Below are 26326 nucleotides of genomic sequence, written 5' to 3'. Positions count from 1 at the left end.
CCAGAAAAGCGCCGCAGTAACGAGATAGCAAAAATCTTCCCTTATTGCCGCTGAAAAATAGAGTCTCCACTGACGCCGCTTTTCGCGTCCGCCCCATCCGCCCGCGCCTCACGGCCTATGCGCGGATGGCACAAGAACCGGAGACATCCCCCCATGACCGCCCGCCCGCCGTTGCCCGACACGCCAGCCCTGTCGGACTACCGCCTCACCGACAACCTCACCGCCACGCGCGGACGCATCTTCCTCACCGGCACCCAGGCCCTCGTGCGCCTGATGCTCACGCAGCGCGCGCTCGACAAAAGGCGCGGCCTGAACACGGCCGGCTTCGTGTCGGGCTATCGCGGCTCACCGCTCGGCATGGTCGACCAGCAGATGTGGAAGGCGAAGAAGCTGCTCGATGCGAGCGACGTGCGCTTCCTGCCTGCGATCAACGAGGAGCTCGGCGGCACGGCCGTGCTCGGCACGCAGCGCGTCGAAGCCGATAGCGAGAAAACCGTCGATGGCGTCTTCGCAATGTGGTACGGCAAGGGCCCGGGCGTGGACCGCGCCGGCGACGCGCTCAAGCACGGCAACGCCTACGGCTCGTCGCCGCACGGCGGCGTGCTCGTGGTGGCGGGCGACGATCACGGCTGCGTGTCGTCGTCGATGCCGCACCAGAGCGACTTCACGATGATGTCGTGGCACATGCCCGTGGTGAATCCGTCGAACGTCGCCGACATGCTCGAGTTCGGCTGCTACGGCTGGGCGCTGTCGCGCTTCTCGGGCGCGTGGGTCGGCTTCAAGGCGATCTCGGAGACGGTCGAGTCGGGCTCGACGGTCGATCTCGATGCGCTCAAGACGGACTGGATCGATCCCGACGACTTCCAGGCGCCCGCGGGCGGCCTGCACAACCGCTGGCCCGACCTGCCGAGCCTCACGATCGAATCGCGTCTCTCCGCGAAGCTCGACGCCGTGCGCCGCTTCGCGCGCACCAACAGCATCGACAAATGGATCGCGCCGAGTCCGCAGGCGAACGTCGGCATCGTCACTTGCGGCAAGGCGCATCTCGACCTGATGGAAGCGCTGCGGCGGCTCGACTTGAGCGTCGCCGATCTCGACGCGGCCGGCGTGCGGATCTACAAGGTCGGGCTGTCGTTTCCTTTGGAGATGACGCGCATCGATACCTTCGTCGAGGGCCTCTCCGAAGTGCTCGTGATCGAAGAGAAAGGCCCCGTCATCGAGCAGCACATCAAGGACTACCTCTACAACCGCAGCACCGGCGCGCGCCCCGCCGTGATCGGCAAGCACGACGGCAACGGCGCACCGCTTCTCTCGGACCTCGGCGAGCTGCGTCCGTCGCGCATCCTGCCCGTGTTCGCGAACTGGCTCGCGCGCCACAAGCCCGCGCTCGACCGGCGCGAGCGCGTCGTCGATCTCGTCGCGCCGCAGATCCTCTCGAACGCCGCCGACGCCGTGAAGCGCACGCCCTACTTCTGCTCGGGCTGCCCGCACAACACCTCGACCAAGGTGCCCGAGGGCTCGATCGCGCAGGCGGGCATCGGCTGCCACTTCATGGCGTCGTGGATGGAGCGCGATACGACGGGGCTGATCCAGATGGGCGGCGAAGGCGTCGACTGGGCCGCGCACTCGATGTTCACGAAAACGCGCCACGTCTTCCAGAACCTCGGCGACGGCACCTACTTCCACTCGGGCATCCTCGCGATCCGCCAGGCGGTCGCCGTGGGCGCGAACATCACCTACAAGATCCTCTACAACGACGCGGTCGCGATGACGGGCGGGCAGCCCGTCGACGGCAGCATTTCGGTGCCGCAGATCGCGCGGCAGGTCGAGGCCGAAGGCGTGTCGCGCTTCGTGGTGGTGAGCGACGAGCCCGAGAAGTACGACGGCCATCACGGTCTCTTCCCGAAGGGCACGACGTTCCACCATCGCAGCGAGCTCGACGCCGTGCAGCGCGAGCTGCGCGAGATCGAAGGCGTCACGGTGCTGATCTACGACCAGACCTGCGCCGCCGAGAAGCGCCGCCGCCGCAAGAAAGGCGAGTTCCCCGATCCGGACAAGCGCCTCTTCATCAACGAAGAGGTCTGCGAAGGCTGCGGCGATTGCGGCGTGCAGTCGAACTGCCTGTCGGTGGAGCCGGTCGAGACGCCGCTCGGCCGCAAGCGCCGCATCGATCAATCGTCGTGCAACAAGGACTTTTCGTGCGTGAACGGCTTCTGCCCGAGCTTCGTGACGATCGAAGGCGGCAAGCTCAAGAAGGCGGTGGGCGCCGCATTCGATGAAGCGGCACTCGCTGCGCGCGTCGATGCGCTGCCGATCCCGGCCACGCATCTCGACGCCGCGCCGTACGACATCCTCGTCACCGGCGTCGGCGGCACGGGCGTCGTGACGGTCGGCGCGCTGATCAGCATGGCGGCGCATCTCGAGGGCAAGAGCGCCTCCGTGCTCGACTTCATGGGCTTCGCGCAGAAGGGTGGCTCGGTGCTCTCGTTCGTGCGCTTCGCCGCGCGCGACGAATGGCTGAACCAGGTGCGCATCGATACGCAGCAGGCCGACGTGCTGCTCGCCTGCGACATGGTGGTCGGCGCGAGCGCCGAGGCGCTGCAATCGGTGCGGCACGGGCGCACGCGGATCGTCGTCAACACGCATGCGATTCCGAACGCGTCGTTCGTGCAGAACCCCGATGCGAGCCTGCACGCCGACGCGCTCATCGACAAGATGCGCCACGCCGCTGGCGAGGACTTCATGTCGGCCTGCGACGCGCAGAAGCTCGCGACCAAGTTCCTCGGCGACACGATCGGCGCGAACATCCTGATGCTCGGCTTCGCGTGGCAGCTTGGGCTCGTGCCGGTGTCGCACGCGGCGATGATGCGGGCGATCGAGCTGAACAATGTCGCGGTGCCGATGAATCAGCTGGCGTTCGCGGTGGGGCGGCTTGCGGCGGGCGATCCGGACGGGCTCGATGCGCTGTGGGCTTCGCGCCATGCCGCGAAGCCCGCGACGGCGGCTACGGGCGACACGCTCGACGCGCTGGTCGCCGATCGTGAGGCACGCCTCGCCGCATACGGCGGCGCGCGCTACGTCACGCGTTATCGCGCGCTCGTCGATGCGGCGCGACGCGCGGAAGCTGGCGTCGGCGGCGAGCGCGTAGCACGCGGCGTCGCTATGACGTTCTATCGGCTGCTCGCGGTGAAGGATGAATACGAAGTCGCGCGCCTGCACACGGACGCCGCGTTCCGCGAAGCGCTCGAAGCGCAATTCGAAGGCACGGCGGGCAAGGACTTCACGGTGAAGTTCAACCTCGCGCCGCCGACCATCGCCAAGCCCGAGCGCGGCAGCGTGCCGCGCAAGAGGGTCTTCGGCCAGTGGTTCTGGCCGGTGCTCGGCACGCTCGCAAAATGGCGCAGCCTGCGCGGCACGGCGCTCGATCCGTTCGGCCGCACGGTCGAGCGGCGCATGGAGCGGGCGCTGGCCGACGATTACGAGGCGACGATGGGGCGTGCGTTCGCGGTGTTGAGCGCTAGCAATATCGACGAGATCGCGAAGCTCGCTGAGCTGCATGCGCGCGTTCGCGGATACGGGCACGTGAAGCTGGCGAACCTTGCCGGCGTGAAGCGCAGCGAGCGCGAGCTGGCCGTGAGGCTCGCGCTTGAAGCGGCAACGAGCCGCGACGTGCAAAAGGCGCTTGATGAGGCGAAAGGCGCGGGGACGTTGCGGGGGATACCGGTGGTGGTGTCGAAGTAAAAACGGAGGCTTGCCCGTGGCGGCAAGTCAACCGCTTCGTGCTGCGGGTTGCCATCCTGTCTCGATCCGCTTTACCCGCCACCGTGTGCGAGCGATCTCAGAAGCGAATCGCCGTGTTCACCCAGACCTGTCCGCTGGGCCGCTGCCCTAGGTCGGTATGACCATTCGGGCGCGCGAAGCTGACGTTAAGGATTGCACGCTTGTTGATGGTGTAGCTGGCGCCCACCCCATAGCCGCTCATTTCCACATGCGTGGATCGCGCATTGAACTTCGCCACGTCCGCCTGAGCGATGTCGTAAAAGGCCTGCAGCGTAAGCCCAGGCACCTGCGGGACCACCACGTTGAGCGTGGCCGATGCGACCACGCCTTGGTCCGCGCCGACGGTATCGTTGCTGTACGCACGCACCGCATTCGGGCCGCCGAGCGTCATCTTTTCGGCCGAATCGAGGTTGCGGCTCGTCTGCTGGGCGTTGGCCGCAAGCTCGACGTACACCCCCGAGCGAATGGCCTGCGTAAGTTTGACGCTCTGCGTCAGCTTCACGAAGCGACCATCGGTGCGAAAGCCGTAGAAGCGGTCGGGATTGTGCAAGCGGCCATACGCGATGCCGCCTTGATACTGCACCGCAGACGGCATGCCCCATAGCGCGCCGCGCGCATCGCCCGAGAGATCCACGCCGAGCTGCTGCTCAGAGCGCTTATTCTTATCGTCAAGAAACGTATCGCGCATTTCCTTTTGATCGAGTGACACACTCAGATTCAGGTTGCGCGTGTTCGAACGCACCAGCGGATGGCTGGCATAGAGGCTAAACACATTCGCGTGGCCGCGCCCGTCGTCTCGGTATGGCTCGCCGAGGGTGTAGTCCACGCGAGAGGCCGCGACCCCCACTCGCGTACCCATCCCGTTGACGGGCAGATCGTACGAGACCCGCCCGATCGTGGTGTTGCCGCCATCGCCGTCGTGGTTGTACTGAAGCGCGTCGGCGGAGACGTAGGCTACCGCCTGAAAGCGATCGCCGAATCCAAGCGGGCTGTTTGCGCTGACCTGCATGCCGAGCCGGTTGCGCCCGGTCGCGCTCGACCCGGAATTGTCGGCCGCCAGCACCACGTCGGCGCGCGAAGCTGGCTGCGTGTCGATGGTCATGGCCGTGCCGCCCGGCGTTTGTCCAGCCGACAGCACCGGCACGATGGCGCCCACGCCAGGCAGATCGCCAAGCAGCAGCAACCGGTCCTGCAGCGCGGACATATCATCCATCGATTTGCCGGCTTGGCGGAGATACGCTTGCAGCGTCTTGTCTCTGACGTGCGACGTATTCTGGCCCAGCGTCAGGGATTCCAGGTGCCCCTGGATCACGCGCAGCTTGACGATGCCGTCGGTAATCTTTTGCGGCGGGATTGAGACGTAGCTCAACATCTGGCCCTGTTCATCGAGCGCTTGCGTGACCTTCGCTGCGACCTCGCGCAGTTGCGCCAGCGTGAGGCGTTGGCCGGCATACGGCGCCACCACGGCATCGACGGCCGGCCGTGCCGCTTCGGGCACGTCTTCCACCTCGATCCGGCGAACTTCGATCGCCGGGCCGGACGCCTGTTCCGCGCTCGCGCCATCGGCACGAGGCGCCACGGCTTGCGTGCCGGCATCGTTGCGAGGGGCGTCGGGCGCGGTCAATTTGGGGTTATCGCGCAGCAGCGCTCCGCTCGATGGCGGTGCAAACTGAGGCAGCCCGGGCGCCTGCTGGGCACGAGCTGTCTTCATCAAGCCTGCCGTGCCAATCACGCCGGACATCAGCATGCACGATGCCAGCCATAGGGAATTCGGTTTCATGAAATGACGAGGACGGCTACGGCCAGCCTCGCGGGACAAACGAATGAGAGACGCGCGCGATAGCCGCGGTGTCGTTATCTCAATCAAAGTGGGGGAAAAGCCCCCGCGCACGGTAAGGTGTGCGGGGGTAGGAAAAACCCGCCGCGCGCGGGGTGGCGCGCGGGGGCTACGTCACACTACGTTGTGTTACCACCAGAACCACTCCGGGTGGATCTCGCGAATCACAGCATCCGATTTGCGTCGCGCCTCGGCGATCGCGTTGTCCCTGGCTTGGGCGGCCGCGTTCACAGCCTCGTTATAGCGTTGCTGTAGCCGCATGTACGATTGGTAGTCCGTCGGTCCTTGCTTCAGCGCCTCCGCCATTTCCCGGTTGACCGCATTCATGGCCTCCTGGTAGGTGCGATTCGCTTGCTCAATGGCAGCATTGAGGGCGTCGGACGCAGCCTTCATGCGCTCGTCGGGGCTAAGCTGCTTGCCGCCATCGGCACCCTTGTCGCCATCGGCACCCTTGTCGCCCTTGTCACCATCAGCGTCCTTCGAGCGCGAATCGACGATCTTGCCGCCAACCTCCGGCGTCAGCGCCCGACCATCTTCATAAGCCACCGTGCTGGTGTCCGATACGTCGTACGTCAGATCCCCGCCCACCTTGATTCGGCCGCCATCGCCATAACCGTACGGATCTCGAGCCTTGGTGATATTGCCCGCGGTTTTCAGGAGCAGGTTGCGGTCCACTCTCACATCGCCCCGGCCGAAGGCAATGCCTTCTTGACCTGCGCTCACGCTTGCGTCACCCGAGGCGTTCAACTTCCCGAGGGATACCTTGCCACCGCTATTCACATTGACATTCCGGCCGTTGATGCCGGCCAGATCCACACCCGCCGTCGTCGTCACGTTGACGTTGCCGCCTGCCGAAAGACTGCCCCACCCGCTATAGCGTCCGGTGGCGCTCTTTGCCTTGACGTCGATGTCGTTGGAGGCATCAACGCCGCCAACCTTAACTCCCTCGGCAGCTTGCAGCTTGACGTTGCGGCCCCGCAGATCGTCAAGGTTGACCGAGCCTTCGTCCGACGTCACCTCGACATCGCCGTCCGTCGAGATGCGGCCGCTATTCACGTCGCCCGTACCCGTGATGTTCGTACGGTCCTTCGCGGTGATCTGCGACGTCTTCACTGTTTTCCCAGCCAGCGTGACGTTATTGCCGCTCACCTGCGACAAGCTGACATCGCCCGTCGCGTTGACTTTGAGGTCCTTGCCTGCACTGAGGTTTCCGCTGTCGTAGCCGTCATCGACTCGCGTGACGTTCGTTGCCTGGACATCGACATTGCCGTTCGCGTTCACGCGGCCGAGCTTGGCATTTTCAGTCGCCAGCAGCTGAGCATTGCCGTTCGCCCGCAACGACTTCGCCGTGAGGTTCTTGGCGCTCAGCGAAGCGTTGCCGCCGGTCTGCAGATCATTGACGCTGAGCGTGCCCTGCTCCGACGTGATGTCGACACCGCGTTTCGCATAGACATAGTCGCTAATCACATCGCCCGTACCCTTAATGCTCGTACGGCCATTCGAGCTGACGCTCGACGCCTTGACGGATTGCCCGGCCAGCGTGACGTTCTCGGCCGACAGCTTGCTTACATCAATGTTGCCCGTAGCGTTGACGTTGATGTCTTTACCGGCCTTCAGCTCGCCCGCCTTGTCCGAGGAGGCAGCCCGCCAATCCCGGGGCTGGGTATTGGGATCGGCAACGGCGCGCACGTTCTTCGCATCAATGTTGATGTTACGGCCCGCGCTAACCGACTTGCCGATCTCAACGTCGTTCTGCGCGCTCAGCGAAACGTCGCCGTTTTCCGACTGAGCACGCGCAAGCGAAATGCCGCCTTGCGCCGAGCGAGCGTTGACGCCGTTTTGACCCGCCAGATGATCGGTGACCTTGATGTCGCCCGTGGCGTTAAGGCTAGCGACATTGCGCGCGTCCACCGAACTCGCGGTGATGCGCTCGCCAGACAGCGCCACGTTATCGGCCGACAGCGTGCCTACATCAATGTCGCTGGTGGCGTTGATGTTGATGTCTTTGCCAGCCTGCAGCTCGCTTGCATCAACGTCGCCGGTGGCGTTGATGTTGATGTCTTTGCCGGCCTTCAGCTTGTTTGTCCTGTACCATTCAGCCGGATCGACAGAGGCCCGCACGTTCTTCGCGCCAATGTCGATGTTGCGGCCCGCGCGAACCCCATCCGAAATCTTGACGTCTTCCTGGGCGTTCAGCGAAACGTCACCGTTTTCCGAATAGACACCCCCAAACGACGCGCCGCCCTGCTTCGACTTTGCCTCGACCCCGTCTCGCCCCCCCAAGCTACGAACGTCGATGTCGCCATCGGCCTCGAGGTCGGCGACTTTCCGTGCGTCCACCGAGCCCGCTGTGATGCGCTGGCCAGCCAGCGTCACGTCATCGCCTCTCACCCACGACAAGCGGACATCGCCCTTCGCGTTGACGTTGACGTTGCGGCCTGCGCTAACCCAATTGCCGCTCTCAACGTCTTTCTGCGCGCTCAGCGAAACGTCGCCGTTTTCCGACTGAGCACGCGCAAGCGAAATGCCGCCTTGCGCCGAGCGGGCATTGACGCCGTTTTGACCCGACAGACGATCGGTGACCTTGATGTCGCCCGTGGCGTTAAGGCTGGCGACATTGCGCGCGTCCACCGAATCCGCGGTGATGCGCTTGCCAGACAGCGTCACGTTATTGCCGGACAGTCGCGACAAGTCGACATCGTCCGATGCGTCGATGTTGATATCCTCGGACGTGCCGATGACGCCTTGGTCAGCCTTGTCACTGGCTTTCTTGACGTTCCTCGCCGCGATGTCGATGCCATTCCACGAGGAAATACGGCCAACCGCCACGTCTTCGTCGGCCCGCAACGAAATGTTGCGGGCGTTCGCGTCCGTCACCATGAGATTCCGGCCAGTCAGCGCCAACGCGCCCGACAGCGACGCGGATTCGACATGGGTGTCGCCTTCGACGCGAATTCGGGAGGACGCGCCTTTCAACGTCATCCGGTCGATCGTGTTATGGCCCTGCGTCAAGTCCAGATTGCCGCCGGCCTGACGCAGATTGCCTGCGGCGATGTTCGACTGCGCGCCTTGCGTGACAGTGCCGTCCGTGGTCAGCTCGTCAGCCGCAATATCGCCGTCGAGCTGCACATTGCCGCCCGTGTACGACACCGACTTACCCTCGGTCTTGAGGCCCTGCGCCATGGTGATAGTCGCGCCCTTCAAGCTCACCGAGCCGCCCTTGATATTGGCTCGCTGCACCACGGCGTTGCGAGCGTCCAGGGAAACACCAGTCGTGACGTCGATGTCGGCGCCCTGCGCCTGCTCAACGCTACCGCCCGCGCGCGCGGAGAAGCTATTGCCCTTCACCTTGGAGTTCAGGTAGACGTTGCCTTCCGCCGAGCTCAAACCAAGGTTGCCCACATCGAGTCCGTCGACGTCGAAGGTGATATCGCCCTTCTGCGTACCGACGCCCAGGCGGCCACCCGCTTCAGCCACCGATTTGATCAAATCGGCACTGATCGTTCCCTTGCCGTCTTGCGCGTTGTCTGCGTCGAATTGGGCGTCGCTGAAGCGGAAGCTTTGGTCTTCCGACTGCGACTGGACGGCGACGGCGCCAGCGCGCTTGAACACGGGGCCCTGTGCGCCTTTCCCAGTCGCAACGTTGTCGGCCGTGATCCGCACCTGGCTCGCGTCCAGCGTTGCCCGGTCGAGTTGGACATAGCCGTTGCGGGCGTTAGCCCTCAGGTTGATGTTTCCGGAGGAATCATAGCCCTCGACGCCTGCGCTCAGAGAAGCGCCATCGTGCACGTGGACGGAATCTCCCGACGCCGTAATGCCAGTGCCAAAACTGACACCCTTACTTTGGAGGCTGCCTCCAACGTCGACCATGCCGCTGCCGTGGCTCTCCAGCGTGATGCCGCCATCGCTGCTATAGCGCAGCGCGTTAGCTTCGATGGTGCCGGTGTTATTGATGACGCTGCGCTTGAGCGAGTCGATGGCCCATGCAGTCAGCTTGACGGCGCCATCGGTCGTGACGATCAGCCCGCCGTTCTTGACCAGCGCGTTCAGGCTGCCCTTGTTGAGCCTGACGATCGCGCCGTTGGTGCCGAACACCAGCGTCACGTCGCTGCCCGAAGCCAAAGTCACGTCGCCTGCCTTCGCTTTGATCGTGCCCAGGTTGGCGACCTCTGCCCCGCCCTGCAGCACGACCGAGCCATCGGCGTTGATCGTGCCTTCGTTGACCACGCGGCCGGTGCCATTTCCTTTGAAATTGAAGCGCCCTGCCATGAAGTCGCTATTCGAGATGTCCAGCGACGATGCCACGAGGCTACCCACGTTGACGGTCGCGCCGTTACCGATCAGCACGCCGTTCGGGTTGACCACGAATACGCTGCCGTTGGCCTTGAGGGCGCCCAGAATTTGGGTGGGATCGTTGGAGTGAACGCGGTTCAGGACCTGCGAAGAGGCGTTTCCTTGCTTGAAATTCAGCGTTTCGCTCTTCAGGACATCCATGTTGTCCCAGTCCACAATCATCCTGCTGCTGGACTGGTTTACGGTGGTCGTGTTGCCATTCTTTTCAATGGACCCGTTACCCCCGTTGATGGCGCCGTTCCCCACAGCAAACGCCTGGCCCGTTACCAGCAGCGATGCCGCAAGCGCAATAGGGCGGAGTGCAATAGTTTTTTTCATAGTGCCTTTGATTGAAAGCAGCCTGAAAGTAGGCTGCTGCGACTCTATGAACTATTCCGCATAGTGCCTATCGGAATACTCCTAAACTAGCCGCGGTCCTAATCAAAAGCATGGTTCGTACTAGCGCCCTCCCTCGCCGACCCCTGCACTCCCCCCCAAATACGCCGCTCTCACCCGGCTATCCTGCGCCAGCTCCTGCGACGGCCCGGATAGCGCGATCTTTCCGCTCTCCAATACATAAGCCCGCGAAGCAATCCTGAGCGCCTGCCTCGCGTTCTGCTCGACCACAAGGATCGCAGTCCCCTCGCTTTGAATCTTCGCGATCATCGCGAAGATCGCGCGCACGAGCTTCGGCGCGAGCCCCATCGACGGCTCGTCGAGCACCACGAGCCGCGGCTTCACCATCAGCGCGCGCGCAATCGCGAGCATCTGCTGCTCGCCGCCGCTCAACGTCCCCGCCAGCTGGCTGCGCCGCTCGCCGAGCCGCGGAAACGTCTCGAACAGCTGCGCCATCCGCGCATCGATCGACCCCGCCTCGCGCCGGATCAAATACCCGCCGAGCCGCAAATTCTCCTCGACCGTCAGCGCGCCGAACATGCGCCGCCCTTCCGGCACGTGTCCGAGCCCCAGCGCGACGATCCGATGCGCCGGCATGTCGTTCAGCACGTGCCCGTCCATCGCGATCTGCCCCGCGCGCGGACGAACCAGCCCGGAAATCGCGCGCAGCGTCGTGGTCTTGCCCGCGCCGTTGCTGCCCAGCAGCGCGACGATCTCCCCCGTGCCCACTTCGAGCGAGATGCCGTGCAGCACCTCGACCTTGCCGTAGCTCACGTGCAGGTCGCGGATCTCTAGGAGTCCCACAGCGATGCCTCCCCGGCCTTGCCGTCGTCGGCCGCCTCGTCTTTTTCCGCAGTGCCGAGGTAGGCATCGATCACGCGCGGGTCGGCCTGGATCTGCGCCGGCGGCCCCTCAGCGATGATCACGCCGTGATCCATCACGATGATCCGGTCGGAGACGCCCATCACCAGCATCATGTCGTGCTCGATCAGGAGCACCGTCACGCCGTAGTCGCGAATCCGGCGGATCAGCTCCATCAGCGCCTGCTTCTCGGTCGGGTTCATCCCCGCCGCCGGTTCGTCGAGCAGCAAGAGGCGCGGACGGCTCGCCAGCGCGCGGGCGATCTCGAGCCGCCGCTGATCGCCGTACGGCAGGTCCGCCGCGCGCTCGCCGGCACGCGCGCGCAGGCCGACGAAGTCGAGCCAGCGCAGCCCGTCGGCGGCATGGTCGGACGCTTCGTGGCGCGCGAACGGCAGCGCGGCCAGCTCGGCGACGATCGGCGCCTTGAAGCGATGATCCATGCCGACCAGCACGTTCTCGAACGCGGTCATGTTGCCGAACAGGCGTATGCCCTGGAACGTGCGCGCGATGCCGCGGTGAACGATGCGGTGCGGCGCGCCCCCCGCGAGCGGCGCGCCGCGCCAGATCACCTGGCCGCTCGTGAGACGCGTTACGCCCGTCAGGCAATTGAACACCGTCGTCTTTCCCGCGCCGTTCGGTCCGATGATGCTGAGGATCTCGCCGCCCTTCACAGTGAAGCTCACGCCGCCCACCGCCAGCACGCCGCCGAAGCGCCGCGTCATGTCGCGCGCTTCGAGCAGCGTCTCGCCGGCGGCGACCTCGCGCGGCGTCGGCGCGGGCGCCGCCTCGCCGAGCGCGGCCGGCTTCGGCGGCGCGACGCGCCGCAAGGCGGCCGGCCAGAGCCCCTGCGGCCGCAGCAGCATCAGGATCACGAGCCCGATCGCGAAGCCGAAGATCCGCCACAGCGAGAGGAAGCGCAGCATCTCGGGCAGCCCGGCCACGATCACCGCGCCGAGCAGCACGCCCGGGATGCTGCCGCGCCCGCCCAGCACGACGATGATGAGGATCGTGACGGACTGCAGATAGGTGAAGCCGGTCGGATCGATGGTGCCGAAGCGCGCGGCAAAGAGGCTGCCGCCGAGGCCGCCGATCAGCGCGCCCATCACGTAGGCGAGCAGCTTCGTGCGCAGCGTCGGCACGCCGACGGCCTCGGCCGCCGCTTCATCCTCGCGGATGCTGGTCCACGCGCGCCCGAGCCGCGATGCCCCAAGCCGGATCGCGAACACGAGCACGCACGCGACGAACACGATCCCGAGCTCGTAGACTGCGCGCGGCGACGCGATCTCGTAGCCGAACAAGTTCGGGCTCTCGATCCCGTAGATGCCGTTCGGGCCGCCGGTGATGTCGAGGTTGGTCGCGATGATGCGCACGATCTCGCCGAAACCCAGCGTGACGATGGCGAGATAGTCGCTGCGCAGGCGCAGCGTCGGATAGCCGATGACGATCCCCGACGCGCCCGCGAACACGATGGAGAACGGCAGCGTCTCCCAGAACGAGAAATGCAGCAGCGTCTCCATGAGCGCGGTCGTATAGGCGCCGATCGCGAAGAACGCCGCGTAGCCCAAGTCGAGCAGCCCCGCGTAGCCGACGACGATGTTCAGCCCGAGCCCGAGGATCGAATACGTGAGGATCGTGAGCCCGACATCGATGATGTAGTTGCTCGCGAACGCGGGCAGCGCCGCCGCCGCCGCGAACAGCGCAAGGCCCGTGGCGCGGCGGGCGAGCGCATGATTCGCGCCGGAAGGGGGGGCCGCGCCGCTCATGGCCTACATCCTCTCGACGACGCGCTCGCCGAACAGTCCCGTCGGCTTGACGACGAGCACGGCGATCAGCACGCCGAACACGAACACGTCGGTCCATTGCGACGACACGTAGCCCGCGCCGAACGCTTCGAGCAAGCCGATCAGAATGCCGCCCGCCATCGCGCCCGGGATGTTGCCGATGCCGCCGAGCACCGCGGCCGTGAACGCGCGCAGGCCCAGGACGAAGCCCATGAAGAAGTTGATCTGCGTGTAGTAGAGCCCTTCCATCACGCCGGCCACCGCGGCGAGCACCGAGCCCAGGAAGAACGTCAACTGGATCAGGCGTTCGACGTCGATGCCCATCAGGCGCGCCGCGTCCTGGTCGATCGCGAGCGCGCGCATCGCCGTGCCGATGAAGGTGTGGTGAACGAAGAAATAGAGCGCCAGCATCAGCGCGAAGCTGCACGCGACGATACCGACCTGCGCGTAGGTGATCTGCACGCCGTCGATGGAGAAGCCGGTATGCGTGAGCAGGTGCGGATAGGTCTTGAAGCCCGCGCCGTACAAGAGCAGCACGCCGTTCTCGAGCGCGAGCGACACGCCGAGCGCCGTGATGAGAATCGACAGCCGCGGCGCGCGCAGCAGCGGCTGGTACGCGAGCCGCTCGATCGCGAGCCCGAGCAGGCCCGTCACGAGCATCGCGGCGAGCAAGGCCACGACGAGCGCCAGCAGCCACGGCAGATGCGCGGAGGCGAGCGCCGCGAGCGCGGTCCAGCCGACGAACGCCCCCACCATGAACAAGTCGCCGTGAGCGAAGTTGATCAGACGGATGATGCCGTAGACCATCGTGTAGCCGAGGGCGACGAGCGCGTAGAACGAGCCGATCGTCAGCCCCTCGACGACGTATTGGAAGAAGGTGCTCACGCTGCCCTACTTCATCGCCATCCACTTCCCACCCGAGCTGAGTTCCTGGTACGGCTTGAACTCGTCGCCGTGCACGATCACCGTGACGTAGACCGCGCGGCTGCGATCGCCTTTCGGGTTGAAGCCGATCGAGCCGGTCACGCCCTTGTAATCGGTGATCTTGTGCAACGCAGCGACGATCGCTTCAGGCTTCGTCGATTTCGCGTCGGCGATCGCCTTCGCCGTCACGCCGACCGCGTCGTACTCATAGACCGAGTAAGGTCCGGGCGCCTGCCCGTAGGCCTTCGTGTAGTCGTCGACGTAGCCGTGCGCGGTCGAGAGAAACTGCGCGAGCGGCGCGGTGGTGATAATCATGCCCTCGGCCGCCGGCCCGGCCGTCTTGAACAGCGTCGGGTCGTTGTTGGCGTCTCCGCCCATGAAGGTCGCCTTGTAGCCGAGCTGGCGCGCCTCCTTCACCATCAGCCCGCCTTCCGCGAAGTAGCCCGTGTAGTAGATGACGTCGGGGTTCAGCGAGTTGACCTTGGTGAGCGTCGGCGAGTAGTCCATCTGGCCCGGCGTGATCGAGTTCGCGTAGACGACGTCGACCCCCTGGCTCTTCAACGCCGACACCGTGTTCTGCGCGAGGCCCTTGGAGTAGGTCGTGTTGTCGTCGATCACGGCGACGTGCTTCGCGTGCAGGAAATTCTTCATGAAGCCGGCGGCGAACGGACCTTGCTCGTCGTCGCGGCCGATCGTGCGGAACACGTTGTTCCAACCCATCTCGGTCAACTGGGGATTGGTCGATGCATCGAGCACATAGGGAATTCCCGCACGATGGAGCGCGGTCAGCTCGGGCAGCGCGGCGCTCGAGCAATAGCCGCCCGCCACCGCCACGACGCCCGCGTCGATCAGCTTCTGCGCCGCCTGCACGGCCGTCTGCGCGTCGCAGGCATCGTCTTCGGGCACGAGCTCGATCTGCTTGCCGAGCACGCCGCCCGCCGCGTTGATCTTGGCGGCCGCGAGCTTGGCGCCGTCGACGATATCCTGGCCGGCATTCGCGGAGCTGCCCGAGAGCGGCACCGGCACGCCGATCTTGATCGTGTCGCCCTGACTTTGCGCGAGCCCCGGCGCAAGACCGGCCGCGACGGCCAAGGCGGCGAGCGGCGCGAGCGCCAGCGGCCGCAGCATGAGTTTCTTCGCGCGAGGCGCACCAACGTTTCCAGTGGACATTTCGTTTCTCCTTGTTTTAGGAAGAATCGGCGCGTTTCGGGCGAGGGGTGTCAGGAGGGCCCGCCATGAACGGGATGCTGCCGTGTCGCGAATGGATGCGGCGGCCCGGCTATCGGGTAGATCGGATTGCAGCCCCGAAAGCGCTCGCTTCATGATAGGTCTCGTTCCCCCTGATATGAAGGAAGTGGAAACACGTACAGGGCCCACGTCAGACAATATGCGTCTGAACGCCATGGCTTTCCGTACTATTCTGGAATCAGGCCGGCTCTACCGATCAGAGGCCATCCATGAAGACGATCGTGCTGGGCGGCGGCATTGTCGGGGTCACGTCGGCGTACTTCCTCGCGAAGGCGGGCGACGAAGTCGTCGTCGTCGAGCGCCGCGCGGGCGTCGCGCTCGAGACGAGCTTCGCCAACGCGGGCCTCGTCGCGCCCGGACATTCGTACACCTGGGCATCGCCGCGCGCGCCGAAGATCCTGCTGAAGTCGCTGTTCGACGAGCGTCAGGCGCTGCGCCTGAGACTCAAGGCCGACTGGCGCATGTGGGCCTGGTGCTGGCTGTTTCTGCAGAACTGCACCGAGGAGCGCTCGCGCCTGAACACCTCGCGCAAGGTCCGGCTGTGCCGCTATTCGCAAGCGCAGCTGCATGCGCTTACCGCCGCCGAACAGCTCGCTTACGAACGCATCGGCCGCGGCTTGCTCTACCTCTACCGCGACGAAGCGGCCTTCGCGAGCGGTGTCGCGCATATGTCGATCCTCACCGAGAACGGCCTGCCGCTCGAGACGCTCACGCCGCAGGACGCGATCCTGAAGGAACCCGCGCTCGCCGCCGCCCGCGACGAGCTGGCCGGCGCGATCTACTGCCCGACCGACGAAAGCGGCGACGCATACCTGTTCACGCGCGCGCTCTACGAACGGTGCGTGGCGCTCGGCGTCACATTCCAGTTCGACACTGACATCCGCGGCGCGGACGCCAGCGCCGAGCGCATCGACCAGATCGAGACCTCGCGCGGCCCGATAAAGGGCGACCGCTACGTGCTCGCGCTCGGCTCCTACTCGCCATTCCTCGGACGCAAGCTCGGCTACCGGATACCGGTGTATCCGGTGAAGGGCTACTCGGTGACGCTGCCCGTCGAAACCGGCCACACGCCGCCCGCGATCGGCGGCGTCGACGAAAAGAACCTCGTCGCGTGGGCGCGCTTCGGCAACCGGCTGCGCTTCACGGCGACGGCGGAGTTCGCGGGCTACGACACGCGGCACACGCCCGCCGACTTCACGCACATGCTCGCCGCCGCGCGCGGCCTCTTCCCCAACGGCGCGGACTACAGCCGCCCGTCGTACTGGGCGGGCCTGCGGCCGATGACGCCCGAGGGCACGCCGATCATCGGCGCGACCCGCCACCGCAACCTCTTCATCAACACCGGCCACGGACACATGGGCTGGACGATGTCGTGCGGCACCGCGCGCGTGCTCGCCGACATCATGCAAGGCCGCGCACCGGAACTGGACATCACCGGATTGACGATGAAATGACTGCCGACGCTTCCGCAGACGACTACCTGCGCCTGCCCTTCACGCTGGACGAAGGCACGGCGCGCCGCGCGTCGATCGGCTTGATCGTGCTGGCCACCGACAACACGATCGAGCACGAGTGGCGCAAGCTGCTCGCGCTCGACGGCGTCGCGCTCTATGAGAGCCGCGTCGCGAGCCCGGCGCAGATCACGCCGGAGACGCTCCTCGACATGGATGGACGCATCGCCCCCGGCGCCGCGGTGATCCGGCCCGGCGAACGGCTCGACGTGGTGGCGTTCGGCTGCACGTCGGCGTCGATGGTGCTCGGCGAGGAAACCGTGTTCGCGAGAATCCGCGAGGCGCGGCCCGGCGTGGCGTGCACGACGCCGATCACGGCGGCGCGCGCCGGGTTCGAGAAGCTCGGCATGCGCCGCATCGCGCTGCTTACGCCGTACGTGCGGCGCATCAACGACGCGATGCGCGACTATCTCCAGGCGCGCGGCCTGAACGTCGTGCGGATGGGATCGTTCGAGCACAGCGACGACAACGAAGTCGCGCGCATCGACGCCGCCTCGATCCGCCGCGCGGTGCTCGCGCTCGGCGAACGCGCCGATGTCGAAGCGGTGTTCGTCTCCTGCACGAGCCTGCGGCTCGCGGATACCGTCACCGAAATCGAGTCCGAACTCGGCAAGCCCGTGACGTCGAGCAATCACGCGATGGCTTGGCATGCGCTGCGGCTCGCGGGCGTCGCCGATGCTCTGCCGCAGTTCGGAAGGCTGTTCGCGGTCTAGGGCGTGTTCGCGCTAATTACAGGCACGGTGCGTTTCCGTGCAAAGGGTTTGGTTTGGTTTGGTTTGGTTCGTTTACGGTTGGTTGTCGTTGTCGTGCAACTTTGATTTCGCAGCGTTCCGTACAGTCCGTCCCTCCCCGGGACCGGGGTCACTTTTGTCCTTGCCAAAAGTAACCAAAAGCGCGTCCTCGGCGGACGGCCTCGGCCGAAGCGCACTCAGTCCTGTTGGCGATAGCGTTCTGGGGGCATCTGTTACCGCTCGCTGTGCGTCCCGTTAGCACGTGGCACCGAATGGCCTTGCGACGAAACAAATGGAAGACATCGGTCTGGCTGCGCCCCACGTTGCCTGCGATTGGATGTGAGCACGAGCGCATGCGCCGCATCGCGAGACATGGCTCTTCGGGCCTTTGCTGACTATCGGCATTGATTTGATTCGACTCTGCGTAATTCAGTGCCGCGTGCTAACGGGACCTGCGGCGAGCGACAACGGTAGCCCCCTGAACGCTACCGCCAACAGGACTGAGTGCCTCCGGGCCAAGGCCGTCCGCCCAGGACGCGCTTTTGGTTACTTTTGGCAAGGACAAAAGTGACCCCGGTCCCGGGGAGGGACGGACTATACGGAACGCTGCGAATTCAAAGTTTTCACGTAAGCCTTGGGAAACAACACAACATCAGCGCCCCGCAAGATACGCTCTAGGACCCGGCCCCGCCCCCAGCTGCAACAGCAAACTCTTCCAGCTATAACCCGGCGCATCGCCCTTGCGCCGGCGTTCCTCCATCCACGCCAGCACCCTCTTCCATCGCTGCTCCATTTCTGCGCCCGGACCCGGCCGCGACGATGTTCGCCACGTATCGCCCGCTTGCGGCGTACGTGCCGATTCATCTCTCTTCTTCTCACCAGGATCCGACATGACCAAGCTCGTTGCACAAGTCAGTGCCGAAGGCGCCAGCGAATGGTGGAGCACCTTCGTCGTCTCCGGCATCAAGAACGCGGATGGGAGCAGCCTCGTCGCGCAGCAGTACCTCTTCCTGAACTTCAAGTCTCCGGCGGAAGTCACCCAGGGCAGCGTCAACGCCGACCCGTGGCTCGACGCCGCCGTCGACGTCGTCAACGCGCCCATCGCCGAAAAGCTCTATGACGTGACGCTCAAGATCTTCCTCAAAGCGCCGCGCTATGCGCCGGGACGCGCGGTCACGCTGCACATCGGCGTCGGCGGCGACCTGCGCGGCGAGGCGGCGCAGCAGTACTTCGATTCGTTCGTGCTCAGCACCGACGAAGAACCCGACGTCGGCGGCACGGTCAAGGCCGACGTCGCGGCCTGCCCCGATCCGGCGCTCGCGGACGTGAGCCCCGTGGTGCGCTTCCAGTACGGCACGATCGTCGAGGATGTCTCGCTGACCTATGGCGCCGTTCAGGACGTCACGCTGCCCGCCGGCACCTACGCGGTCAGCGCCGCGCCGGTCGCCACCGGAGGCGGCACCGTCAGCGCGCCGGTGGTGCCGTCGGCGGCCTCGATCACCGTGACCGCCGGGCAAAGCGTGTCGCTGCGCGTGACGTTCGGGCGCGTCGTCAAGCACGGGGCGCTCGATGTCACCGTGTCGCAGGACCTCTTCGACGAACTGGGCACGGAAACGCTCGCCGTCGACATCGTCGAAACCGCAACAGGCGCCGTGCTCGCGAGCTTCGACAGCGCCGTCGGCCACACGACGCCGGTCAGCGGCCTGCCGGCGCAAGGCAGCGTCGAAGTCCGCACGCGGACGATACGCCTCAACAACTACGAGTACACCTTCGAGCCGCTCGGCTTCACGCTCGGCACGGCGCTGATCGGCGTGAAGATCGACTGGTCCTCCGTCGAGCGCAGGAAGCTAGACACGACCGGGTACATCTCGCAGCCGGTCGCGGTCGAGACCGATACGCCGCTGCCGAACACGTTCCTGCTGCGCCTCGCCCGCGCCGATGCCGATTACGCCGCGCGCCTCTCCCTGCAGAACGGCACGACGGCGTTCCCGTCGCTGCTCGAGCCTGGCAGCTATACGGCGCAGGTGAGCGATTTCATCGACAACGGCGTGATCTATACGGTCGAGGCGCAGCCGGCCGAGTTCGATGCGTCGGCGGGCACGCCGCTTTCGGTCCGCATCAAGCGCTCGGCGAACCTCGTCGTGCCGGGCTTCCCCGGGTTCCTGAGCTTCGGCGCGTGCGCGCAGCTCACGCCGACCAACCAGGACGATTTCGCGGCGGCGCGGGCCTCGGCGATCTTCAAGTACGCGGGCAACGACGGCGCCGGCGACGACAACACCTATCTCGACCGCGACTACGCGACCGAGCGGACGATCCAGCTCGCGCGCGGCATCGAAGCCCAGGTGGGCGGCGGCCACCGCGTGCTGCCGATCATGATCTCGTACACCTGCAACCTGTCGCTCGGCGACACGAAGTCGATCCTGAAGAGCGCCGAACGGCACAAGTACGCCTACGCGAATTACATCCTCACGTTGTCGCTGCTGCGCGATGCCGCCGACGCCGATCATCCCGTGGCGGGAGCCGTCATCGTCAATCCCGACTTCCTCGGCGCCTGCCAGCAGGAGAACCTGCCCGTCACCGGTCCGATCGACGGCGGCACGGTGCCGGTGCGCGCGCCGCTGCAGGAGGCGATCGCCGAATCCGTGCGGCGCGGCCGGCTGCCGGCGGCGCTCGTCATCCCCGACGACATCACGGAAGACCTCCGCGGCTACGTGCGCAGCGTCAACTGGCTCACGCGCGCCGTGGCGGGCGGCAAGGTCTCGCTGGGCTGGCAGAGCAACCTGTGGGGCGTGGGCGGATCGACGTGGGTCTACGGCGACGCGGACGTGAAGGCCTATGCGGAAAGCACCGGCGAATACGCCTTGAAGGCCGGGGTATTCGACGGCGACTACGGCGCCGATTTCCACGCGGTCGACCGCTACGAAGCCGACGACCTGACCCTGCGTTCGTACTGGAACAGCTACTGCTACGGCGCTCCGCACGAATGGCCGCGCTTCTTCGACTTCGTGAAGTGGCTGAGCCGGCGCCTGAAGAAGCCCGTCATGCCGTGGCAGTATCCGGCGAGCCGTCTGCCGGACGCGTCGGACGCCGTCGCCGATCCGTTCGATTCGCAGAACTGGGGCACGGGCGGCAGCTATCTGTTCGGGCAGCCGGAAATCGGCGCCGACGCCGATAACATCAACGCCACCGTGCGCAACTTCCGCTTGCCGGCCCACTTCCCGGCGCCTTATACGAACGAGCCGGTCGGCAAGCTGTTCACGCGCGGGCCGTTCGACCTCGGCCAGCCCGCCTACGGCGACTTCCCGCTGCGCGGCATCTTCTCGGTGCAGCTCGGCGGGGGCGCGACGACCGGCATCGTCCGCGATATCGGCAGGACCGGCCCGTGGACCGGCGCAAAGATCGCAGCGTACATGGACGGTCCGATCTCGCTGCGCACCGGGAACTGACGGGGCGATCGCGCTCATTTTTCCGGCGGCGGTACGTTCGCGTATCGCCGCTTTTTTTGTTCGAATGCCGCGACAGCGCGCGGCATGGCGCTCAAACCGCCCGCTACGGGTAGAAAGCGAGTTTGAGCCGATGACGCCCGAACACCTTCGCGGGTGGTTCGGGATCCCCCGCATCGTCGCCAGTGCCCCGCGGCAGCGAGCGAAAGCAGTAGCCGACCTTGGGAATCGCGATGACGCGGTCGTCCAGCCCGAGCGGGTGCAGCGACCGGCGCAGGCGCGACGCGAGCTGCGTCAGGCAGTTTTCGTCGACGCCGTCCGCCTCGCTCCAGATACAGGCGATCAGTTCCCGCTTCGGCAACACGGCGTCCGGCCGCGCGGTGAAGGCCGCGAGAAGCCGCTGCTCGAGCCGCGTGAGCTTGGCCGTGGCGCCGCGATAGCTCGCGACGCCGGCATCGGCGTCGATGAGCAGGGCGTCGCGCTCGAACGGCAGCGCGGCCGGCGAGCGCGGCGGCCCGGAGACGGCCAGGCCGAGCCGGGCGAGCAGGCCGGAGATGCCGCGCGTGCGCCGCAAGCCCTGCCCGGCGGAGGCGCCGTGCTCGTCCGCGCCGCCCGGCGCCTCGGCAAGCGGCACGGGAACGAAGCGATACCCGACATGCGGCACGGTCACGATGTGCGCGCCCAGGCCCACGGCACGCAGCGACTTGCGCAAGCGATAGATCAGCTGGGTCAGATACAGCTCGTCCACGAAAGGGGCTCGCCGCCCCCACACTGCATTGAGCAGGTCGTCTTTCGTCTTTACCGATTCGCCCCCATCCACAAATAGACGAAGCAGCATTTTTTCCTGACCCGATATTTTTATTTCAATGCTTCCCCGCACCACGCGATCCCCGTCCCAGTCAAAGTAAAACCCATCCACGACGCGGTTCATAGGACATCCCTCTTGGTGGTTGAAAAGGGAGCCCAGCGTAGCGGGATAAAATCGGCCAACCTATGGAAAAGGCCTCCACCGAATTAGCGCCAGCCATATATGCAGAATGGGTATATCCAATAAAATAAATCGATAAAATTCAGAACAGTTTGTATATATAGATATTCCTATACTGCGGGGCCTTTAAAATCCCCCACGAGTTCTTGCGCCTGCCCCTTCGGCTCAACCGTGCCCGGCCAGCCGCGCTCCTGCGCGAATCCCAGGCGGCGCCGCGCGGAAATTGGAAAGAGAAAAGCGCATTCGCCGGCCGCTCTTCTATGGCACTGCATAACCCGCCGACATCACCATGCGCTATCGCGCCGATACCCGAGCGCGAGAAGCCGCGAATAGCGCCATCACATTCGATTAATTCAGCAAAGCGGGAGACAGTTATGTCGACGCAAGGAATCGGCAACGAAGATGTGTTTTATCTCCAGCGGACGCTTCTATTAAGGGACGGCCCACTGGAGCTGGATGGAGTATTTGGCGAAAAGACCAAGTCCGCATTGGAATCGTTTCAGCGGCGCCACGGCATTGCCGATACCGGCGTGATCTGCAGCCGCACGCGCGAAATGCTCGAGCAGCAGGCTCGCACTTTCCATCTGCTGGGGAAGGCCGATCTTGCCGACGCGGCCGCAACGCTCGGCGTGCCCCGCAGCACCCTCTACGCGGTGATGAGCGTCGAGACGGCGGGCCTCGGCTTTCTGCTCGACGGGCGGCCGAAGATCCTGTTCGAGCGGCACATCATGTACCGGCGCCTGCTCTGCGCCGGCCTGGATGCGAACGCCTGCGCCGCGCGCGACCCGGAGATCGTGAACACGCGGCCCGGCGGCTACGCGGGCGGCGCGGCCGAATACGAACGCCTTGCCCGTGCGATCACCATATCGCGAACCGCCGCGCTCGAGTCGTGCAGCTGGGGGCTCTTTCAGGTCATGGGCTTTCACTGGCAGCTGCTCGGCTATGCGAGCGTGCAGCGCTTCGTCGAGGCGATGGAAGAGAGCGAGCGGCGCCAGCTCGACGCGTTCGCCGCCTTCATCCATGGCAATCCGGCGCTGCACCGCGCCTTGCAGGCGCGGAACTGGGCGAATTTCGCCGAGGGCTACAACGGCCGCAACTACCGCGCGAACGCCTACGACGTGCGCCTGGCGGAAGCCTATGCGCATTTCGACGCGCTGGTTTCCCCGCGCGCGGCGTGAAGCGCCGCCGGAAACGGCGGCGTCCGATCGCGCCCCTTCGCCCCCGCCGCGCTGACATCGCGTCTTCCATCGATCCTCCATGTTGCGCGCCGCCGCGTTCCCGGACGATTTCTCCGTCGCCCCGGCATCGAGGCTTGGCCGGTCATCGGCGACATCCCATCCTTTTCAGCGAGGTTTTCTCATGACGCAATCGAACAACGACGGCAAGGGCGGCGCAGGCGACAGCGCGCCGGTCTTTCGCAGCAAGCCGGGCGACCCCGTCGGCACGGCGCCGGCGCTCTCGGGCAAATGGCGCCCGAAGGTGAAGGGCGGCCGGCAAAGCAGCAAGCTCGTCTATCCGAGCGATCCCGGCAACACGGACTATCCGCTTTCCGTGGGCGGGACGGAGAAAAAGTACAGCCAGAACGGCTACGATCCGGCCAAGGAGGCCGAGAAGCTTTCCTACACGTCCGGCCGGGTCGCCAGACGCGTCTACAACACCTATGAGAAGAACGCGTACAAGGTGTTCGGCTACTACACCGACTGGTCCCAGTACGACGGACGCTACGAAGGCAGCTACGGCGATAGCCAGTGCGGACGCGGCGTCGATCTCATGCTGCTCGACGCCAAGGCCTACGACCGGATCGTGATCGGCTTCGCCGGCATCGTCGGCGATCAGGGCGAGAAGAAGGACATCATCGCGCAGGCCGCCGTCGATTTCGGCCGCAGCACCAACCAGGCGACCTTCGTCGACGCGTGGGGCGACGTCGCCTCGTATCGCAACTGCGGCTTCACGGGCTGGGTCAGCAACGACTATCAGGCGCTGTTCGAGCAAAGCAAGGCGCAAGGCGTGCTGGGCGGGCTGCGTCTGCTGAAGCAGAAGAATCCCAGCCTGGAGCTCGCGTTCAGCCTGGGCGGCTGGACCATGAGCGAAGCGTTCCACGCGCTGGCCGCGGATCCGGCGCGGCGCGCCACGCTGGTCGCCAGCATCGCCTACGTCCTCACCCGCTTCCCGATGTTCACGGCCGTCGACCTGGACTGGGAATACCCGGGCATGCCCGGCAACGGCAACCCGCATGGTCCTGAAGACGCCGGCAACTTCCAACTGCTCGTGCGCGAATTGAAGGCCGCGCTGCCGAGCGTCGAAGTCAGCATCGCGGTGGGCGCGTCGCTCGAATCGCTCGCGCTCGCGGACATTCCGGGGATGCTGTCGGCGGGCGTCACGGGCATCAACCTGATGACCTACGATTTCGTCGGCACGCCGTGGGCGCCCAAGGTCGCGCATCACACGAACCTGTACCGCTCCAACCCGGACGACGAGACCGAGCACAGCATCGACACGGCGGTCCAGTACCTGAAAAAGAGCGGCGTCCAGTCGAAGAAGATCTACATCGGCTACGCAGCCTACAGCCGCAGCCTGCGCAACGCGAACATCTCGAGCTGGTCGCCGCTCGCCGGCACCTACGACCCGGGCACGGGCACGACGACCGGCACGTTCGAATCGGGCGTGAGCGAGTATTACGACATCCTCTACAACTTCCTCGACCTGGAGAAGCAGAGCGGCATGAACGGCTTCAACGTCTACACGGACTTGCAAGCCAACGCCGACTACCTCTACAGCCCGGCGCTCCAGCTGTACCTGTCGATCGACACGCCGCGCTCGGTGAAGGAGAAAGGCGCGTACGTGCAGAAGGAAGGGCTCGGCGGCCTGTTCACCTGGACCATCGAGATGGACAACGGCGTGCTCGCCAACGCTGCGCGCGAAGGGCTCGGCAACACGCTCAGCAAGCAGGCGATCGACATGTCGCCGTTCTATTTCTACGGCATCAACGTGGACGCGCAGGCGCCCGTCGCCGTGATCGACGGCCCGCAGGAGGTGTACGTGGGCGACACGGTCGAGCTGACCGGACTGCGCTCGGTCGGCACCGGCCTGACCTATGCGTGGAGCAGCGTGCCGTCGTTGAGCTTCGTCGACGGCAAGACGACGGCGATCGTCTCCGGCACGGCCCCCGCGGAGGCCGGCTCGTTCTCAATCACGCTCACGGTGAAGGACAACCAGGGCCGCACGAGCTCGACCTCGCAAACGCTGGTCGTCAAGACGCGCAGCGACGCGCCGCCCGTCGCGCGGATCACGCTGGAGCTCGAATCGGGCGACGGCTTCACGCTGGCCGCCGACCAATCGTTCGACCCCGACGGCAACGCGCTGACCTACCTGTGGGATGCGACGGGCTTCCCGTTCCACGGTTCGACCGACGCCGTGGTGAGCGGCATCGCCCCGACCGTGGCCGTCGACACCTACTACTGGGTCAAGCTCACGGTGTCGAACGGCTCGCGAATCGACCAGAGCGCGATCTACCTCCACGTGAGCCCGACGAGCGGCGGCACGGTGGTCGCGTCGATCACGGGCAAGACGCGGGTCGAAAGCGGCTCGCCGATCAGCCTGAGCGGCCTCGGCTCCACCGGCCCGGCGCAGCTGCTCTACAAGTGGTCCGCGAGGGGGCTGGACTTCGACGGCTCCGACACCGCCACGGCGTCCGCGACGGCGCCGAGCGTCAGCGTCGACACGGACTACGCGATCTCGCTGACGGTCACGGGCAGCGGCGGCGCGGGCGACAAGGACGTCGCCTCGGTGACGCTGACCGTGCTCGCGAAGGGCAGCGGCGGCGGCGGCACCTGGAAACCGCAGGGGTACTCCGCCGGCTCGGAAGTGACCAACGGCTACCAGGGCGGTGCGCTGCACAAGTACCGCGCCAAGTGGTGGGCCAATGCGAACGAGGAGCCTGGCAATCCGGACTACACCAGCACGCAGGCGTCCGGCGACAGCAAGGTCTGGCTGGATCTCGGCCTTGCCTGATGCGGGCTCGCCGCTGAGGTAGGCAGGCAGGCGTGCCGCGGAACATTGCGGCACGCCGCGCCTTGCCCCGTTCGCACCGATACCGAACCGATACCGATCATGCCGATTGCTCCCGACTCCTCCATCCAGGATGCCGGCACCGGCCCGGCGCACGACATCACCTTCATCACGCTGCACATGCCGGCCGACGTCGCGATCGCGCTCGGGGTCGCGTGCGGCGCGCTCGTCTACCTCACGCGCTCGCATGAGCCCACGCGCTGGCGCAAGTGCGTGTACTTCGTCGTGTCGCTCGTGGGCGGCTACTTTTTGGCGAAATGGATCGTGTCCCGCTATCCGCACGTCGACTCGTGGTTCGCGGGATTCGCCGCGAGCGCGGCGCTCGTGAGCTTCGCGGTGCTTGCGCTCGACTGGGGCGAACGTCATGTCGGACCGGCGCTCGACCTGCTCTACGCGTGGCTCGTCGACAAACTTCCCAAAGGATGA

At 65.7% G+C, this 26326-nt stretch carries 14 protein-coding genes and 1 pseudogene; 8 read left to right on the top strand and 7 right to left on the bottom strand.

Annotation, left to right across the window (positions count from 1 at the left end; translation table 11 throughout):
- The first annotated feature begins 153 nt into the window (after nucleotides 1-153).
- On the top strand, nucleotides 154-3741 hold the full coding sequence (locus FAZ69_RS10660) for an indolepyruvate ferredoxin oxidoreductase family protein (RefSeq protein WP_136894115.1): 3588 nt from the start codon (nucleotides 154-156) through the stop codon (nucleotides 3739-3741).
- Between the two features lie 97 nt (nucleotides 3742-3838).
- Here FAZ69_RS10660 and FAZ69_RS10655 read toward each other — a convergent pair whose 3' ends face one another.
- The 6 genes from FAZ69_RS10655 to FAZ69_RS10630 all read right to left on the bottom strand — a co-directional run bounded on the left by FAZ69_RS10655 (nucleotide 3839) and on the right by FAZ69_RS10630 (nucleotide 15081).
- Nucleotides 3839-5560, bottom strand: a complete 1722-nt coding sequence (locus tag FAZ69_RS10655; RefSeq protein WP_136894113.1) for a ShlB/FhaC/HecB family hemolysin secretion/activation protein — start codon at nucleotides 5558-5560, stop codon at nucleotides 3839-3841.
- A gap of 186 nt (nucleotides 5561-5746) precedes the next feature.
- Nucleotides 5747-10288 (bottom strand): two-partner secretion domain-containing protein, encoded by a 4542-nt coding sequence (locus tag FAZ69_RS10650; protein ID WP_136894111.1) that lies wholly within the window; start codon nucleotides 10286-10288, stop codon nucleotides 5747-5749.
- Between the two features lie 120 nt (nucleotides 10289-10408).
- A complete protein-coding gene (locus FAZ69_RS10645; RefSeq protein ID WP_136894109.1) occupies nucleotides 10409-11149 on the bottom strand; it encodes an ABC transporter ATP-binding protein in 741 nt (246 codons plus the stop codon).
- On the bottom strand, nucleotides 11137-12969 hold the full coding sequence (locus FAZ69_RS10640) for a branched-chain amino acid ABC transporter ATP-binding protein/permease (RefSeq protein WP_136894107.1): 1833 nt from the start codon (nucleotides 12967-12969) through the stop codon (nucleotides 11137-11139). Before FAZ69_RS10640 ends, FAZ69_RS10645 begins: the two co-directional genes overlap by 13 nt.
- A gap of 3 nt (nucleotides 12970-12972) precedes the next feature.
- Nucleotides 12973-13872, bottom strand: a complete 900-nt coding sequence (locus tag FAZ69_RS10635) for a branched-chain amino acid ABC transporter permease (protein ID WP_136894105.1) — start codon at nucleotides 13870-13872, stop codon at nucleotides 12973-12975.
- A 6-nt stretch (nucleotides 13873-13878) separates the two neighbouring features.
- Nucleotides 13879-15081 (bottom strand): branched-chain amino acid ABC transporter substrate-binding protein, encoded by a 1203-nt coding sequence (locus FAZ69_RS10630; protein ID WP_136894103.1) that lies wholly within the window; start codon nucleotides 15079-15081, stop codon nucleotides 13879-13881.
- Between the two features lie 287 nt (nucleotides 15082-15368).
- Here FAZ69_RS10630 and FAZ69_RS10625 point away from each other — a divergent pair, with 287 nt between their 5' ends.
- The 3 genes from FAZ69_RS10625 to FAZ69_RS10615 all read left to right on the top strand — a co-directional run bounded on the left by FAZ69_RS10625 (nucleotide 15369) and on the right by FAZ69_RS10615 (nucleotide 20847).
- Nucleotides 15369-16613, top strand: a complete 1245-nt coding sequence (locus tag FAZ69_RS10625; protein ID WP_136894101.1) for a D-amino acid dehydrogenase — start codon at nucleotides 15369-15371, stop codon at nucleotides 16611-16613.
- Entirely contained in the window at nucleotides 16610-17383 is a 774-nt protein-coding gene (locus FAZ69_RS10620; protein ID WP_136894099.1) for a maleate cis-trans isomerase family protein, read from the top strand. Before FAZ69_RS10625 ends, FAZ69_RS10620 begins: the two co-directional genes overlap by 4 nt.
- Before the next feature lie 908 nt (nucleotides 17384-18291).
- A complete protein-coding gene (locus FAZ69_RS10615; protein ID WP_136894097.1) occupies nucleotides 18292-20847 on the top strand; it encodes a hypothetical protein in 2556 nt (851 codons plus the stop codon).
- A 103-nt stretch (nucleotides 20848-20950) separates the two neighbouring features.
- Here the strand turns inward: FAZ69_RS10615 and FAZ69_RS10610 are convergent, their stop codons facing one another.
- Nucleotides 20951-21775 (bottom strand): winged helix-turn-helix domain-containing protein, encoded by an 825-nt coding sequence (locus FAZ69_RS10610; protein WP_136894095.1) that lies wholly within the window; start codon nucleotides 21773-21775, stop codon nucleotides 20951-20953.
- A gap of 317 nt (nucleotides 21776-22092) precedes the next feature.
- Between FAZ69_RS10610 and FAZ69_RS34445 the strand changes: the two are divergent.
- The 4 genes and pseudogenes from FAZ69_RS34445 to FAZ69_RS10595 form a co-directional block, all read left to right on the top strand.
- Nucleotides 22093-22380 (top strand): annotated as a pseudogene (locus FAZ69_RS34445) (peptidoglycan-binding domain-containing protein); the annotation flags it as partial.
- Nucleotides 22381-22386: 6 nt separating this feature from the next.
- A complete protein-coding gene (locus FAZ69_RS10605) occupies nucleotides 22387-23010 on the top strand; it encodes an N-acetylmuramidase family protein (protein WP_240702204.1) in 624 nt (207 codons plus the stop codon).
- A gap of 181 nt (nucleotides 23011-23191) precedes the next feature.
- Complete coding sequence (locus FAZ69_RS10600) at nucleotides 23192-25843, top strand: glycoside hydrolase family 18 protein (RefSeq protein ID WP_136894093.1); 2652 nt, start codon at nucleotides 23192-23194, stop codon at nucleotides 25841-25843.
- 99 nt (nucleotides 25844-25942) lie between these two features.
- Nucleotides 25943-26326: a putative holin gene (locus FAZ69_RS10595; protein ID WP_136894091.1), complete on the top strand. Its 384-nt coding sequence runs from the start codon at nucleotides 25943-25945 to the stop codon at nucleotides 26324-26326.

It is taken from the genome of Trinickia terrae (genome assembly GCF_005144415.1).
GTDB classification, from domain to species: domain Bacteria; phylum Pseudomonadota; class Gammaproteobacteria; order Burkholderiales; family Burkholderiaceae; genus Trinickia_A; species Trinickia_A terrae.
This window is presented reverse-complemented; position numbering and strand designations above follow the sequence as displayed.